This is a genomic window from Nocardia sp. CA-145437 (assembly GCF_050956485.1).
Taxonomy (GTDB): Bacteria; Actinomycetota; Actinomycetes; order Mycobacteriales; family Mycobacteriaceae; genus Nocardia.
Window position 1 is genome coordinate 55,966 of the sequence record NZ_CP191204.1, and the last position, 15,173, is coordinate 71,138.

Below are 15,173 nucleotides of genomic sequence, written 5' to 3' on the forward strand. Positions count from 1 at the left end.
CGCAGTGTGCGAATCACCCTAACGGGTGGGTTCCCGCCGCAGCGAGCGCCTGGCGGAAACAGGGCGGCCCGCCGACCCTGTCGGGGGATGAGGCCATACTGACTGGCGTGTATTCGGGCATCGGTGACCATGGCGAGCGGGCGGCGTTCGTCGACGCGCGCGCGCTGATCGGGTGCCGGCACCGGCTTTTCCTGGACGCCACCCATCCGGGCGTGTTGACCGGAGTCGCCGAGGACGCCGGCGTGCAGCAGCGACGAGAAGCGGCGGCCGCGCACAGATCTCAGGTGCGCGACACCCTGGTCGCCGCGGCGCCCGAGAGCTGGACGGTGATCGATCCCAAACAGCCCGCGACCGCGCGGGCCGCCGCCACCATGGCCGCCATGGCCGCGGGCGTCGACCGCATCTGGGGCGGGCTGCTGCCGCAGGAGGTCGACACCGGCCGTCGCGGCGGCTGCGAAATCCTGTGGCGCGACAGCGATCGCGGCGGATACCGGCCGGTCATCGTGGTGAACCACAAGGTGACCGACCCCCGCCAGCCCGGCCCGGCCGATCACCACCCGCTGACCAGCGGCCTGTACGAGTGGAATCCCCAGGAGGACAGGCACGTCCGCACCCGGCCGCAGCCGCGCGACCTCCAGCGTCTCGCGCACCTGTACCGCATGCTGCAGCGGCACGGCCTGGCCAGCCCGTCCCTGACCGGCGGCGCCATCGGCTACCACTTCGACCGCATCCTGGTGCACGACCTGGCCCTGCTGCTGGACGACTACGACATCCGCTATGCCGACCGCATCGCGGTGGTGCGCGGCGAACTCCCCACCGTCCCTTCGAAAGTCCCCGAATGCCGCCAGTGCCCCTGGTGGAGCCGGGCCCCCGAGGAGGGCGGCCGCAGCTGTGAGCAGTGGCTGGCCGACCACCGCGACGTGAGCCTGGTGGCCCCGGGTTCGCGCGCGGAGGTGCTGCGCCGCCACGGCGTCGAGACCATCGACGAGCTGGCCGCCTGGAGCGGCGACGATCCGGACGACTGGCAGTACGAGCCGTTCACCGAGGCCGTGGTCACCGCCCGCGCCTGGGCGACGGGCGCGCCGCTGGTCCGCCGGGTGGACCGGGTGCGGGTGACCCGCGCCGACGTCGAGGTGGACGTGGATCTGGAGAGCTTCCAGGAGCACGGCGCCTACCTGTGGGGCACCCTGCTCGACGGCGTGTACCGCCCGTTCGTCACCTGGGATCCGCTGCCCACCGAGGACGAGGGCCGCTCCTTCGCGGAGTTCTGGACCTGGCTGATGGGCGTGCGCGCGCAGGCCGCCGCCGACGGTAAATCCTTTGCCGCCTACTGCTATTCGCGCACCGCCGAGGACAAGTGGCTCTACGAGTCGGCGCGCCGGTTCGCGGGCCGCCCCGGCATCCCCACCGAGCGGGAGGTGCAGCGGTTCGTGGACGGGCCGCAGTGGGTGGACATGTTCCAGGCGGTGTCGGAGCAGTTCATCTGCCCGAACGGCAAGGGCCTCAAGAAGATCGCGCCGGTCGCGGGCTTCCACTGGCGGGACGCGGAGGCCGGCGGCGAGGCGTCGATGGCCTGGTACCGCCTGGCCGTCGCCTACGACGGCGGCGAACCGGACCTGTCGCAGCGCACCCGCATCTTCGAGTACAACGAGGACGACTGCCGGGCGACCCAGGTGCTGCGGGACTGGATGACCGACCGCGCCGACGCCGAGGTTCCCGCCATCGCCGACTTCGACCGTCGTAATATCGCGTCGTGACCGAACACGTCGAACACCTGGAGTTTCAGGCCGAGACCCATCAGCTGCTGGAGCTGATGATCCACTCGGTGTATTCGAACAAGGACACCTTCCTGCGGGAGTTGGTCTCCAATGCCTCCGATGCGCTGGACAAGCTGCGCCTGGAGACCTTCCGCGACAAGGACCTGCACGCCGACACCTCGGATCTGCACATCGAGCTCGAGGTCGACCGCGACAACCGCGTGCTCACCGTGCGCGACAATGGCATCGGCATGTCCCGTGCCGAGGTGGTGGACCTGATCGGCACCCTCGCCAAGTCGGGCACCGCCGCGCTGCGTCAGCAGCTGCTGGAGGCCAAGGCCGGGGATCAGCAGGCCGAGGAGCTGATCGGCCAGTTCGGCATCGGCTTCTACTCGACCTTCATGGTGGCCGACAAGGTCACGCTGACCACCCGCAAGGCGGGCGAAACCACCGGTACCCGTTGGGAATCGGAGGCCGGCAGCCCCACCTACACGATCGAGGAACTCGACACCGCCCCGCAGGGCACCTCGGTGTCGCTGCACCTGATGGCGGCCGACGAGGACGATCACCTCTTCGACTACACGCAGGAGTGGAAGCTCCGCGAAATCGTCAAGAAGTACTCGGATTTCATCGCCTGGCCGGTCCGGATGGACGTCGAGCGCACCGTCATGGAGGGCGAGGGTGAGGACAAGGTCGAGAAGACCATCGTCGAGACCCAGACCCTGAACTCCCAGAAGGCGTTGTGGACCCGCCCGCGCAGCGAGGTCACCGACGAGGAGTACACGGAGTTCTACAAGCACGTCGCGCACGCCTGGGACGATCCGCTCGAGATCATCCCGATGAAGGCCGAGGGCACCTTCGAATACCAAGCGCTGCTGTTCATTCCCTCGCACGCGCCGTTCGACCTGTTCACCCGCGAGCACAAGCGCGGCGTGCAGCTCTACGTGCGTCGGGTGTTCATCATGGACAACTGCGAAGAGCTGATGCCGGAGTATCTGCGCTTCGTCAAGGGCGTGGTCGACGCGCAGGACCTGTCGCTCAATGTGTCCCGCGAGATCCTGCAGCAGGACCGCCAGATCCAGATGATCCGCAAGCGCCTGGTGAAGAAGGTGCTGTCCACGGTCAAGGATCTGAAGAACGCCGAGGATCAGGCCAAATACCAGGAGTTCTGGCGTGAGTTCGGCCGGGTGCTCAAGGAGGGCCTGCTCTCCGACGCCGACAATCGCGAGACCATCCTGGGCGTCTCGTCGTTCGCGTCCACGCACTCCGAGAGCGAGCTGACCACGCTGGCCGGGTACGTCGAGCGCATGCCCGAGACCCAGTCGGCGATCTACTACATGACCGGCGAGACCCGGCAGCAGATCGAGAACTCGCCGCACATGGAGGCGCTGCGGGCCAAGGGCCTCGAGGTGCTGGTGCTGACCGACCCGGTCGACGAGATGTGGGTCGGCTCGGTCACCGAGTTCGAGGGCAAGCCGATCGTCTCCATCGCCAAGGGCGAGGTCGACCTGGAGACCGAGGACGAGAAGAAGGCCTCCGAGCAGCTGCGCGAACAGCAGGAGAAGGACTTCTCCGGCGTGCTCGGCTGGCTCCAGCGGACCCTGGACGCGGACGTCAAGGAGGTGCGCCTGACCAACCGGCTCACCACCTCCCCGGCCTGCATCGTCGGCGATGTGTTCGATTTCACTCCGATGCTGGAACGCATGTACCGCGCCTCCGGCCAGGAGCTGCCGCACAGCAAGCGCATCCTGGAATTGAACCCGGACCACGCTCTGGTGACGGGTCTGCGCGACGCGTACGCGAAGGTGTCCGGCGACGAGGACAAGCCGCTCGCCCTCACCGAGACGGCCGAATTGCTCTACGGCACGGCGGTTCTCGCCGAGGGCGGGGAGCTCAAGGACCCGGCGCACTTCGCCCGGATCCTGGCCGATCGCCTCACCCGCACGCTCTGACCTGGCGCGTCGGATCGGGTCGTGCCGGCGCCGCCGGCACGTTCCCGATCCATAGCGAGCGGGAATCGGTCATGCTCAGCCGGTCTCCGGTGTGACGGTGCGCATGTCTCGGTGATTTTCGGGAACTAGCGGCGGGGGCGTACGTTGTATGTCTTGGTCGTAAGTTTTTCGTGTTCGTGTTTCAACATGCTCGCGCGGAACAGTGTGCGGGCGTTGCTTCACCTTGCCAGTCAAGTTGCAAGCCGCCTTCTGATCGACCCGGGTGCCGCAGCCGCGGCGCCCACGCAATAAAAGAAACACCTCGTCAGGAGAAGGTAATGGTTCAGGGCACCGTCAAGTGGTTCAACGCGGAGAAGGGCTACGGCTTCATCGCCCGCGAGGACGGCCCCGACGTTTTCGTCCACTACTCGGAGATCGAGGGCAACGGCTACCGTCAGCTCGAAGAGGGCCAGGCGGTCTCGTTCGAGATCACCGAGGGCAAGAAGGGCCCCCAGGCGGCCGCTGTTCGCCCGCACTAAGGGAGGCTCCCCCGCCTCCCCGAGACTTTAGCGCCCGGCTGAAAGCCGTGGGCCGCACTGCATGCGGGCTGGCGGTTGGGTGCCGAGCCGATTTTGGGGGTACCCCCGGAGTTACCCGGAACCTTCCGAGATCAGTTCTCGCGGACTCGATAACAAGATTCAAGGCCCCGCACTGAATTCAGTGCGGGGCCTTGGTCTTTCGCACAATTAGCGCGGAGCCATGCGCAGGGCGCCGTCCATGCGGATGGTCTCGCCGTTCAGGTAGTCGTGCTCGGTGATGTACTGCGCGAGCTGCGCGTACTCGTCCGGGCGACCCAGGCGGGACGGGAACGGAACGCCGGACTCGAGGCCCTTGCGGTACTCCTCGGTGACACCGGCGAGCATCGGGGTGTCGATGATGCCGGGCGCGATGGTGTTCACGCGGATGCCGAACTGCGCGAGGTCACGCGCGGCCGGGATGGTCATGCCGGCGACGCCGCCCTTGGAGGCGGAGTACGCGATCTGCCCGATCTGGCCCTCGAAGGCCGCGACCGAGGCGGTGTTGATGATGACGCCGCGCGAGCCGTACTCGTCGACCGGCTCGGTCTTGGCGATGGCGTCGGCGGCCAGGCGCATGACGTTGAAGGAGCCGAGCAGGTTCACGGTGATGACCGTGCGGAACAGCTCGAGGTCGTGCGGGCCGTTCTTGGACAGGATGCGTCCCGCCCAGCCCACACCGGCGCAGTTGACGACAATGCGCAGCGGCACACCGGATTCCACGACCTTGGCGACCGCGGCCGCCACCTCGTCACCGCTGGTGACGTCGGTCGGGATGAGGGTGACGCCGGCCGGCACGCTGTCACCCGCACGCTCGATGGACTGAGCCAGATCCAGGCCGAACACGGTCGCGCCCGCATCGGCGAAACGCTTGGCGGTGGCCGCACCCAGACCGGACGCACCTCCGGTGACAATGGCGGCGGAGCCCGAAATCTCCACGGTTTGGTCCTCTCGACAAGGGACGGCCCTCTCGCTGGCCATCCGTCAATATCTAATTTGCCCTACGCTCCGCTCCGGGCAAGCCGCGGGGTGGAGAGAGGCGGTCGCGGCCCCCGAAGTCTCGATTCTTCCCTCCTCCGCTCCTCCGCTTCGCTCCCCCGCTCCGTCGGTCCAGAATCGAGACGGGCCGCGAACCCTCAGTTTTACGAACATGGGTGTTCGTCTAAGTGGTAGCTTCGCATATATGAACGCCAGCACGGTCGGTCATCGCCGTGGTTTCCGCCGCCGGATCCCGCGTGTGGCCGGCAAACGCATCCTGATCACGGGCGCGGCCCGCGGCATCGGGGCCGCTCTCGCCCGTCAGTTGCACGCGCACGGGGCGCACGTCGCACTGCTCGGCATCGAGGAGACGCTGCTGGCCCAGGTCGCGAGCGAATGCGGCGACGCGCCCTGGCGATACTGCGACATCGGCGACCCGGCCCAGGTGGAACGGGTGGTGAACTCGCTGACCGCCGAACTGGGCGGCCTGGACGCGGTGGTGTGCAACGCGGGCATCGCCCGGCAACTGTCCTTGCTCGGCGGCGACCCGACCGTGCTCGAGGAGACCCTCGCCGTCAATGTGCTGGGCGTCTACTACACGATGCGCGCGGCCGGACCGCACATCGCGCACCCGGGCGGCTACATCCTGATCGTCTCCTCGCTGGCCGCCGCCATCCATCTACCCCTGGCGGGGGCGTACAGCGCCTCCAAGGCCGCGGTCGAGGCGCTCGGCGACACCCTGCGCATCGAATTGCGGCACACCGGGGCCAAGGTGGGCATGGCCTATTTCGCCGAACTCGACACCGAGATGACCAGCCGCGGCTTCGGCACCGAGGCCGCCCACAGCATTCTGGGCCGGTCCACCGTCTCCGGCGTGGCCCCGCTGGGCCCGGCCATCGACGCCTGTGAGCGGGCGCTGGCCCGCCGTTCCCGCCACATCGTCTCGCCGTATTGGGTGAGCATGGCGCTGTGGTGCCGTCCGCTCACCCAGCACCTGATCGACTTCTCACTGCGCCGGGGTGTAGCGAGTGGACTGGCCATCGCCGATACGGAGCCAACGGGGTTCACCACCGAGCAACCGGCCCGGCCCCGCAGAATGAGAAAGCTCGCCTGAACGACCGAGGCCACCTGGAGTCCCGCGTATGACCGAATCGGCAACCCGCCAACTTCCCCGCGGCCGGCACGGCCTGCCCCGGGAGCAGGTGGTGGCCGCCCAACGCGACCGCATCCTGGCCGCCATGGCCGAGGCGATGGCCGAGAACGGTTATGTCGGAACACCGGTGGCCGCGGTCATCAAGCGCGCGGGGGTTTCCCGTGAAACCTTCTACGAGCAATTCCGTTCCAAGGAGGACTGTTTCGAGGCCGCCTACGAGCGGGCCACGGAGCTCATGCTGACCGGCATCCTGGCGGCCACCGGCGCCGAGTTCGACGGGGAGACCCGCACCGAGCGGATGGAACGGCTGCTCGGCGCGTACCTGGAGGCGCTGGCCGCCCAACCGGCTTACGCCCGGGTTTTCCTCGTCGAGGTGTACGCCGCGGGCCCGGACGCCATCGCGCGGCGCACCCACCTGCAGGAAACCTTCGTGGCCATGGTCGCCGACGTGCTGGGCGCCGAGACCGAGTCGCAGCGTTTCGCCTGTCAGACCCTGGTCGCGGCGCTGAGCTCGATGGTCACCGCGCGCATCGCGGTCGGCGACCCGGATGGGCTGCGCGAATTGCGCGCGCCGCTACTGGACCTCGTGCGGCGCAGCGGGGACCTGTTCGGCGACAACGTGCTCGGCGACTGAACCGGCCGGGGTCCCGGCGCGGCGGCGCAGCACCAGCAGCACGCCGCCGGCGAGGGCGGGCAGCGCCAGCGACAGCAGTGCGGCCAGCGGGGTGCCCAGCCCGTGCGCGAAGGCCTCGAGCAGGGTGAGCGCACCGAAGTACAGGAACAGCAGGCCCGAGCAGACCGCGATGATCCGCTCCGGGATGTGCTTGCCGACGGTCACGCCGATCACGATGGCCAGCGCGCCCGCGGCCACCATGCCCGCGACCGAACCGATCCACACGGCGACCCAGTTGTTGTTGGTGGCCAGTGCCATGGTGGCGAACATGGTGCGGTCGCCGAGTTCGGCGAGCAGGAAGGCCGACAGCACGACCAGGAACGCGGACCGGGACCTGATCTGCGGCGCGACCTCGTCATCGGAGGCGTCCGAGGAATTCGACAGGGTCTCGCGCAGGGTCCAGAGACCGACGCCGATCAGGGTGGCGGCGGCGAACAGCGAGATGACGCCGGTCGGCAGGGCCGCACCGAGGAAGTGGCCGACGCCGACCGCGATCAGGTTCACCAGCACGCTGGCGACGGTGATGCCGGACAGCACGGTCCACCAGTGGTAGCGCAGCGCGAACGTCAGCGCCATGAGTTGCGATTTATCGCCCAGTTCGGCGAGGAACAGCACGCCGAAACTCAGCAAAATCGTGGCGATCATGAAGTCAGCTCCCAGGTCTCCGGCCTGTCGGCTGAATGCGGGGGCGCTTCAGCCGACACCGCACCGGTAAATCGGTTTGGTTCTTGTCGGCCGAAGGTCTCGCCCACCGGAAGTTTCCGGTTCACGCGCCGGATCCCGGGGGATCAGTATGTCGACGACGTGATTGGGGGCTACTCCCCTTCGCTCGGGGGAGACTTTACTCCGGCAAACCGGGCGCGTGCAAACCGCTGTCGTCCAAATCGCAATGCGCACAATAAGTTTGGCGATGCTGCCGAAAGGTTTCGGGTTCCCTTACGCGGCCAGCAGCATAGCCAGAACCGCGGTGTCGGGATCACTGATCGGATCCACCCCGACCCGCGAAACCATCGAGGTCACCGCACCGTCGGAATCGGTTTCCACCCAGGCCGCGCGGTGTTCCAGCCCCAGATGCGGCAGGCCCGGCAGCAGCAGGCAGCCCGAGGCCGCGCCGGAGCACTCGGGTAGCGAGGGTCGCGTTTCGCGCGGCGGATGCAACATGATCAAGGCCGGTGGCACATGTCCGGCAAACCTGCCGGGCTGCAACGCTTCGTCCCCGAGCACGGGCCCTTCCGCGATCACCAGCCCCACCATGGCCGGATCCGGGTCGTCCGGCAGCTCTTCGCGCGCCCCGAAGACCGTCGACGTGGGCAACAGGCCCGGGAGTCCGGCCACCCGCACGGCCAGGACCAGCAGTTGCGCCCATTCCTTGGTGGAGTCGGGCCAGCGTCCGGAGATCACGAATCCTTGCAGCGAACCATGGGCCTGGAAGGGCATGACGCCGATCTGACCACTCATGATGTGCCTCCCGAACTTCCCAGGGGGCGGCTGTGCCCGGTGTTGCCAGTGGGAACACCAGGTTGTACCCGAAGCTAACTGGCACACAAGTACCAAAGAGTGCTAGCACCCGGCCCCTTGAAATGCCGAAAGGCCCGCGAACCGACCGGTTCGCGGGCCTCCGCAAGCACGAGGGGGCGTCAGCCGAAGATCAGGCCCTTGCCCTGGGAAACCGCCTTGGAGTAGCGGTCCTGGATCTCCGCCCAGTTGACGACGTTCCAGAACGCCTTCACGTAGTCGGCCTTGACGTTCTTGTACTGCAGGTAGAAGGCGTGCTCCCACATGTCCAGGCCGAGCAGCGGGATGATGCCGAGCGGCACGTTGCCCTGCTGGTCGGTGAGCTGGAAGGTGAGCAGCTTGTTGCCCAGGGTGTCGTAGCCCAGCCAGGCCCAGCCGGAGCCCTGCAGGCCGTTGGCCGCGGCGGAGAACTGCGCGACGAACTTGTCGAAGGAGCCGAACTCCTCGTCGATGGCCGAGGCCAGGTCGCCGACCGGCTTGTCGCCGCCGTCCTTCGACAGGCTCTTCCACCAGATGGAGTGGTTCACGTGGCCACCGAGGTGGAACGCGAGGTTCTTCTCGTTGAGGAAGATGGCGGCGTGGTCGTCCTTGGCGCGCGCCTCTTCCAGCTTCTCGAGGGCAGCGTTGACGCCCGCGACGTAGGCGGCGTGGTGCTTGGTGTGGTGGATCTCGTTGATCTGCCCGGAGATGAAGGGCTCCAGGGCGCTGTAGTCGTAATCGAGTTCTGGCAACGTGTAAACAGCCACGATGTCCCTTTCCGTGTCGGGGCCGCGTGCCCTCGGCATGATCCGAGGCGCACCCAACCATCATTCGTACACCCGCTGGTTCGCAACCGGGCTGCGTGCCCCCGCATTCCGGCCCAGATATATATCCCACACGTCCCGTAGCCTGGAGTCATGTCGTGGTACGACGAGTTCGTCGGTCGCTTGCGACTGCCGGAGCCGACCATGGTGACTCCCGGGCAAGCCCTGCCCGGGCGTGCCGAACCGCTGGTCGTGCCCGGCAAGCACTATGTCAGCGGTCATTCGTTCAAACCCCCTTTCCCGGCGGGCACGCAACTCGCGGTGCTGGCCATGGGCTGTTTCTGGGGCGCTGAGCAGGGGTTCTGGGAATTGGAGGGCGTGTACTGCACGGCCGTGGGCTACGCGGGCGGCTTTACCCCGAACCCGACCTACGAGGAAACCTGTTCGGGCCGTACCGGTCACACCGAATCGGTGCTGGTGGTCTTCGATCCGCAGGTGATCGACTACGCCGCGATCCTGCGGCGGTTCTGGGAGCACCACGATCCGACTCAGACCATGCGGCAGGGCAATGATCGCGGGACCCAATACCGTTCGGCCGTCTTCACCTTCGACGACGAGCAGGCGCGGACGGCCGCGGTGTCGCGGGCCGAATACCAGGAACGCTTGTCGGCGGCCGGGTTCGGGGAGATCACCACCGAGATCGCCCCGCTCCCGGACCTTTCCGCGTTCTTCTACGCCGAGGGCTATCACCAGCAGTACCTGGCGAAGAACCCCGGCGGTTACTGCCCTGATCACGCGACCGGGGTGACCGCCGCCTAGAGCGCCGGGACCACGTCCGGCCGCTGGGTGCGCGGGTCACCCGCGTCGTGGGCCTGCCACCAGCGCACGCCGCCGGCGATGAACTCCGGCAACGGGATCGGGTTGCCGTGCTTGTCGGTGACCTCGGCGGCGTCGAACCACACGCGGATGTCGAGTTCGCGCGGGTCGACGCCCTCTTCCTGGCAGAACTCCATCAGGTGGGCGCCGGGTTCGTCGCGCAGCACGGTGTCGAAGCTGAGCAGCTTGCGCCACTGGCTCCAGGAGCTGTCGCTGAGGTCGAGGAAGTCCCACCCGTGCAGCGCGCCGCCGCCGAAGCTGTTCACGGCGTCGTGCAGGCCGTCGACGGTGAGCGGGAGCACAACCGGCTCGAGGTCGTCCCAGCGCTGGCGGCGCAGGGAGGCGGCGATCCGGCTGACGCCGCGGAGGTTGAGGTAGATGTCGCAGTCGGCCGGTGGCGGGCCGTCCGCGGGGAGGGTCAAGACGTCCAATTCCAGCCTCAGCGTGGCCGCCGCCGGATCGACGTCGATGCCGAGGCAGGTCGCCTCCGACAGCGCGAGGTTCAGTCCCTTGATATCCAGGCCGTCGAGTAGCCCCCTGCTCACAGTCATAGCGCCAGGCTACCGATCTTGCCTGGCTGGACCGAGGATTTCCGGTTTTCTCTAGTTATGTCGTTTTTTTCCGGTGCGAATGGAACCGTGGGCCGACCTGCGGCGTCAGACTGGATGAGGCCTTCTGAGACAGGCCTTCGTGTCGGCCGCTCCGGAACGGGGAGGGGACTTCCGGATCGGCCGACCCGGACGAATCAGTCGTCTATCAACCTGTGGATCAGGTTGTGGATTATGTGGATAACTCCCGAAACCAACCCTGTGCAGGTACGGAACTCCACAGCCCCCGCGCGCGCGTGGCAGGATCGAAACCGTGACGAACCCCCACGTGCCCTCGGTGCCCATCGATGAGGTGCCCGCGGAATTCGACGCCGCGGACGGCTGGGGCTCCGCCGCGCCCGCACCGGCCCAGCTCCTCGACGTCCGCGAGGACGACGAGTGGCAGCTCGGCCGCGCGCCCGGCGCCATCCACATCCCCATGACCGACGTCCCCGCCCGGCTCGACGACCTGGACATCGACGCCGAGATCTACGTGATCTGCCGGCAGGGCGGCCGGTCCATCGCGGTGGTGGAGTTCCTGAACCAGATCGGTTACGAGGCGATCAATGTCTCCGGTGGCATGGTGGCCTGGCAGAAGACCGGCCGTCCGCTCGCCGGCGACGGTCCCGAGGCGAAGATCTACTAGGCGCGGAGAGGTGGAGCGATGAACGGGGGACAGGTGGGCCGATCGCGATCCGCCGTCGTACAGCCGTGCGCCCGCTGCGGCGCCCGCTGGGCGGTCCAGGGCAAGCCGCTGCACTGGTGCCCGCGCTGCCACGGCGTGCTGCTGTCGCCGGCCCCGGTGGACGCGCCCGCCGACCGCCGCAACTACCGCTGGGTGGCCCGCCCGCCGGGCCGCAAATCACCTGCTGCCCAGCCCGTCCGGCGCTCGGGTTCGACGGAGACGCCGCGCTATCAGCAGATTCCACGCTGGGGATTACACGACCGGCCCGCGACCGAAGCTCCCGAGCCGCACCGCCCGCTGGCCGCCTGGACCGACCGGTTGGACCGGTTGCTCATCGCGACCGCGGCCGTCTTCGTGATCGCGGCACTGGCCGAACTGGGTCGCTACGGGATCCTGTTGCGCAATCGCACCCGCCTCATCCAGCCCTGGCTGCTGTGGATCTCCGATGCGGCCGTGACCGTGTCGGCGATTCTGGCGCTGGCGCTGGCCCTGCTGTCGGCGGTGGCGCTGGTCGGCTGGCTCGCCGAGACCCGCCGCGCCGCGTACGCGAATGTGGGTGAGGCGGATTCGCGGTCGCTGCTGTCGCTGGTGCTCGGCTGTGTGGTGCCGGTCGCGAACCTGATCTGGCCGGGCATCTTCCTGACCGAGGCGGCCCGGCGCACCGGCGACGGTGATCCGCGGCTGCTGCGCGCGGTCCGGATCTGGTGGGCCGCTTGGCTGTCGAACGCGGTGCTGGTGCTGGTGGCGCTGGGCTACCGATTGGCGAATTCGCTGCAGGTGCAGGCCGACGGCGTGCTGGTGGCGATGTGGACGGATCTGGTCGCGGCCGGTGTCGCGGTGGCCTCGCTGGGCCTGGTGCGCGCGTTCGCGGGCCTGGATCTGCAGGGTCGTCCGAAGACGCCGCACCGCTGGCTGATCGCGACCGGCCCGGCGCGCCCGGTGATCGAGCCCGTGCGGCGCGCGCCCGCGGCTCCGGTCGGGGATGATGCTGTGGTCGGGGATGAGGCCGCCGCCGGGGACGCTGCGCAGGCAGCTCCGGACGCGGAGCAACAGGAGGTAGTGGCGAAGTGAGCCGGGCCAGTCGCGCGCCGTTCGTGGTGGCGCACCGGGGGGCGTCCGCGGCGCGACCCGAACACACCCTCGCCGCCTACGATCTCGCCCTGCAGGAGGGCGCCGACGGCGTCGAATGCGATATCCGTCTGACCCGCGACGGACACCTGGTCTGTGTGCACGACCGCACGGTGGACCGCACCTCGACCGGGATCGGCGCGGTCAGCGAGATGACGCTCGAGGAACTGAAGGCCCTGAACTTCGGCACCGCCGCGGAACCGGAGGGCGTGCTCACCCTGCGCGAGCTCATCGAGCTGGTGCTGGACTGGAAGAGCCGCCCCACCAAGCTGTTCATCGAGACCAAGCACCCGGTCCGGTACGGCGCGCTGGTCGAGACCACCCTGCTGAACGAGCTGAACCACTACGGCATCGGCGCGCCCGCCTCCGCGGATCACTCACGGGCCGTGGTCATGTCGTTCGCCGCGACCGCGGTCTGGCGCATCCGCCGCGCGGCCCCGCTGTTGCCGACGGTGCTGCTGGGCGAGTCCTCGCTGTACCTGTCCGGCGGTGCGGCGCACACGGTCGGCGCGACCGCTATCGGCCCGTCGGTCCGCACCCTGCGCGAGCACCCCGATCTGGTCGACAAGGCCGCCGCCGCGGGCCGCGCCACCTACGTCTGGACCTGCGACGACCCCGAGGACATCCAGCTCTGCGCCGACCTCGGCGTGGACTGGGTGGCCACCAACCACCCCGCCCGCACCAAGGCCGTGCTCACCACCGCATAACCCTCGCCCTTGCAAGGCGCATTACCCAAGGTTCGCGGCCGTCCCGATTCTGGACTGCGGCTTGATAGACCTCCGCCTTGGAGCGGGGGAGCGAAGCGGAGGAGCGGAGAGGGAAGAATCGGGACCAGGGGCCGCGAACCCTGCCCGGAGCGGAGCGTAGGGCCAAAGACACAGTAGGTTTGCCAACCATGGGTAAGAGCAAGCGCAACAGTCCCAAGCCGGACTCCAATCGGGCGCAGAAGCTGGCCGCCCGCCGTGCCGAACAGGAGGCGGCGGCGTCGGCGGTGACGCGGCCCTTCGCGGGCTTGGCCGCGGAATGCGATCTGGTCGCGCTACGGGAGTTCGTGCCGTCGGCGACCGCGACCTTGAAGCTGGCGCCGAGCGTCGGCGCGGAGCGTGAGGTCACCCTCGCCACCGTGCTGCCGGGTGCGGTCGCCGCGCTGGTGCGGGCCGGTGACGAGCCGGTCGGTTTCGTTGGCACGCAGGTGCAGTTCCAGTCCGCCGATCCCGCCGCGGATCTGGCCGCCGCCATCCTGTGGACCCAGTCCGCCACCCCCGGCGACTCGCTCGCCGCCGCCAGCGTCGGCGGCGCCGCGCTGACCGAGGTGCTGGATTCCGGTGCGGCCCTGGACCTCACGGTGCACCAGGACTTCAACTGGTGGGTGCCCGCGGGCGTCACCCCGGACCCGCAGGTGGCCGCCACCATCGAACAGGCCAACCGGGCCATCATGCCGTCGGCTCGCCTGGAGCTGGGCGCGGACGCGACCGGCGCGGCCTGGTGGGTCGACGCCGGCGAGAAGGCGCACATCCGCTGGGTGCGCCCCGAGGACGAGGACCAGCTGATGCTGGCCCTGGCCCGCCTGCACGCCGCCGGTGATCTGCACCTGGGCGAGGGTTCGCGATTCGCGGGCTCGTTCCGCACCCACGGCCTGCTGGTGCCGGTCTTCGACCTGGACCGCGAGCGTCACGCGAGCGAATGGGAAGCTCCCGCACGCGAATTCGGCGCGAAGCTGGCGGCCGCGCTGAAGTCGGACGCCCCGCTGACCTCCGACGAGCGTCGTTCCCGCGACGGCCTGCGTTCGCGTCAGGTCACCTTGCGCTGACCGTCCGCGGATTTCCGCGCGATACGGCAACAGGCCCGGTCCGAAGTGTCGGACCGGGCCTGTGTCGTCTATCCACCGGACGGAGCCGAATCGTGTTCGGCCCCACGGGTTATTGCCGTGATTCGCCGGCTACAGCGAGCCGCCCGCGGCGTGCGGCGCGCCGGACGCGTCCTTCGGGCTGCTCATTTCGCGCTGCACGAAGTTCTCCAGGTCGAACAGATTCGCGCTGGCCCGCTCGGCGACGGTGAGCAGGGTCTTCATGGTGGCGACTTCCTCGACCTGCTCCTTGAGGAACCACTGCATGAACTGCTCGCCCTGGTAGTCGCCCTCTTCGCGGGCGGTCTTGGCGAGCTGGATGATCTGGTCGGTGACCGACTGCTCCTGCGCGACGGCGAGCGCGATCGGCTCCTTGGCGTTCGCGAAATGCGAAGTGGCGGAATCGACCCCGGGCATCTCGACACTGATGTCCTGGTCGATCAGGTACTGCGCGATCATCATCGCGTGATTGCGCTCTTCCACGGCCTGCTTGTAGAAATACTTGGCCAGGACCGGAAGATCGGCATTGTCGAACCACAATGCCACCGCGATGTACTGGTGCTCGGCATTGAATTCGTTGCGGATCTGATCCTGCAGCAGGGCCTGGAACTTGCTGCGCTTGGTCTGGGTTCGGGTGGACATGCGGAAGACATTAATCCTGGTAAAACAGCGTGTCATCCAAGTGCAGCCTTATTGAGCACAGCCTTATTGAGGCAAGTATTGCCT

At 68.2% G+C, this 15,173-nt stretch carries 16 protein-coding genes; 10 read left to right on the top strand and 6 right to left on the bottom strand.

The annotated features are described in order from the left end of the window. Positions 1-107: 107 nt before the first annotated feature. The 3 genes from ACQPYY_RS00265 (at position 108) to ACQPYY_RS00275 (ending at position 4,227) form a co-directional block, all read left to right on the top strand. Positions 108-1,757: a TM0106 family RecB-like putative nuclease gene (locus ACQPYY_RS00265; protein WP_433592370.1), complete on the top strand. Its 1,650-nt coding sequence runs from the start codon at positions 108-110 to the stop codon at positions 1,755-1,757. Further along, complete coding sequence (gene htpG / locus ACQPYY_RS00270; protein WP_433592371.1) at positions 1,754-3,709, top strand: molecular chaperone HtpG; 1,956 nt, start codon at positions 1,754-1,756, stop codon at positions 3,707-3,709. Before ACQPYY_RS00265 ends, htpG begins: the two co-directional genes overlap by 4 nt. A 317-nt stretch (positions 3,710-4,026) precedes the next feature. Next, positions 4,027-4,227, top strand: a complete 201-nt coding sequence (locus ACQPYY_RS00275) for a cold-shock protein (RefSeq protein ID WP_033085228.1) — start codon at positions 4,027-4,029, stop codon at positions 4,225-4,227. Between the two features lie 207 nt (positions 4,228-4,434). On the opposite strand, the gene ACQPYY_RS00280 is transcribed toward ACQPYY_RS00275, so the two are convergent. Then, entirely contained in the window at positions 4,435-5,202 is a 768-nt protein-coding gene (locus ACQPYY_RS00280) for an SDR family NAD(P)-dependent oxidoreductase (RefSeq protein ID WP_357275020.1), read from the bottom strand. Between the two features lie 244 nt (positions 5,203-5,446). On the opposite strand from ACQPYY_RS00280, the gene ACQPYY_RS00285 reads away from it, so the two are divergent. Both ACQPYY_RS00285 and ACQPYY_RS00290 read left to right on the top strand, forming a co-directional pair. Further along, positions 5,447-6,355 (top strand): SDR family NAD(P)-dependent oxidoreductase, encoded by a 909-nt coding sequence (locus ACQPYY_RS00285; protein ID WP_379103095.1) that lies wholly within the window; start codon positions 5,447-5,449, stop codon positions 6,353-6,355. Between the two features lie 28 nt (positions 6,356-6,383). Then, positions 6,384-7,028 carry a TetR/AcrR family transcriptional regulator gene (locus tag ACQPYY_RS00290; protein WP_379103097.1) on the top strand — a complete coding sequence of 215 codons (645 nt, stop codon included), beginning with the start codon at positions 6,384-6,386 and terminating at the stop codon, positions 7,026-7,028. Here the strand turns inward: ACQPYY_RS00290 and ACQPYY_RS00295 are convergent. The 3 genes from ACQPYY_RS00295 to ACQPYY_RS00305 form a co-directional block, all read right to left on the bottom strand. Continuing rightward, positions 6,969-7,712 carry a TMEM165/GDT1 family protein gene (locus ACQPYY_RS00295; protein ID WP_433592372.1) on the bottom strand — a complete coding sequence of 248 codons (744 nt, stop codon included), beginning with the start codon at positions 7,710-7,712 and terminating at the stop codon, positions 6,969-6,971. The genes ACQPYY_RS00290 and ACQPYY_RS00295 overlap by 60 nt on opposite strands. A gap of 291 nt (positions 7,713-8,003) precedes the next feature. Beyond that, a complete protein-coding gene (locus tag ACQPYY_RS00300) occupies positions 8,004-8,525 on the bottom strand; it encodes a peptidase (protein WP_357088368.1) in 522 nt (173 codons plus the stop codon). 179 nt (positions 8,526-8,704) lie between these two features. Further along, positions 8,705-9,328 carry a superoxide dismutase gene (locus tag ACQPYY_RS00305; RefSeq protein WP_357088365.1) on the bottom strand — a complete coding sequence of 208 codons (624 nt, stop codon included), beginning with the start codon at positions 9,326-9,328 and terminating at the stop codon, positions 8,705-8,707. A 150-nt stretch (positions 9,329-9,478) separates the two neighbouring features. On the opposite strand from ACQPYY_RS00305, the gene msrA reads away from it, so the two are divergent. Beyond that, positions 9,479-10,144, top strand: a complete 666-nt coding sequence (gene msrA, locus ACQPYY_RS00310; RefSeq protein ID WP_433592373.1) for a peptide-methionine (S)-S-oxide reductase MsrA — start codon at positions 9,479-9,481, stop codon at positions 10,142-10,144. Here the strand turns inward: msrA and ACQPYY_RS00315 are convergent. Then, positions 10,141-10,752, bottom strand: coding sequence for a hypothetical protein (locus ACQPYY_RS00315; protein WP_433592374.1), 612 nt, complete (start codon positions 10,750-10,752; stop codon positions 10,141-10,143). The genes msrA and ACQPYY_RS00315 overlap by 4 nt on opposite strands. 310 nt (positions 10,753-11,062) lie before the next feature. On the opposite strand from ACQPYY_RS00315, the gene ACQPYY_RS00320 reads away from it, so the two are divergent. The 4 genes from ACQPYY_RS00320 to ACQPYY_RS00335 all read left to right on the top strand — a co-directional run bounded on the left by ACQPYY_RS00320 (position 11,063) and on the right by ACQPYY_RS00335 (position 14,411). Further along, on the top strand, positions 11,063-11,434 hold the full coding sequence (locus tag ACQPYY_RS00320) for a rhodanese-like domain-containing protein (RefSeq protein ID WP_379103107.1): 372 nt from the start codon (positions 11,063-11,065) through the stop codon (positions 11,432-11,434). Positions 11,435-11,452: 18 nt separating this feature from the next. Continuing rightward, positions 11,453-12,544 (top strand): DUF4328 domain-containing protein, encoded by a 1,092-nt coding sequence (locus ACQPYY_RS00325; protein ID WP_433592375.1) that lies wholly within the window; start codon positions 11,453-11,455, stop codon positions 12,542-12,544. Continuing rightward, a complete protein-coding gene (locus ACQPYY_RS00330; protein ID WP_379103111.1) occupies positions 12,541-13,308 on the top strand; it encodes a glycerophosphodiester phosphodiesterase in 768 nt (255 codons plus the stop codon). Before ACQPYY_RS00325 ends, ACQPYY_RS00330 begins: the two co-directional genes overlap by 4 nt. 188 nt (positions 13,309-13,496) lie before the next feature. Beyond that, a complete protein-coding gene (locus tag ACQPYY_RS00335) occupies positions 13,497-14,411 on the top strand; it encodes a DUF5926 family protein (protein WP_433592376.1) in 915 nt (304 codons plus the stop codon). Between the two features lie 129 nt (positions 14,412-14,540). Here ACQPYY_RS00335 and ACQPYY_RS00340 read toward each other — a convergent pair whose 3' ends face one another. Then, positions 14,541-15,089 carry a ferritin gene (locus ACQPYY_RS00340; RefSeq protein ID WP_379103116.1) on the bottom strand — a complete coding sequence of 183 codons (549 nt, stop codon included), beginning with the start codon at positions 15,087-15,089 and terminating at the stop codon, positions 14,541-14,543. Between the last annotated feature and the right edge of the window lie 84 nt (positions 15,090-15,173).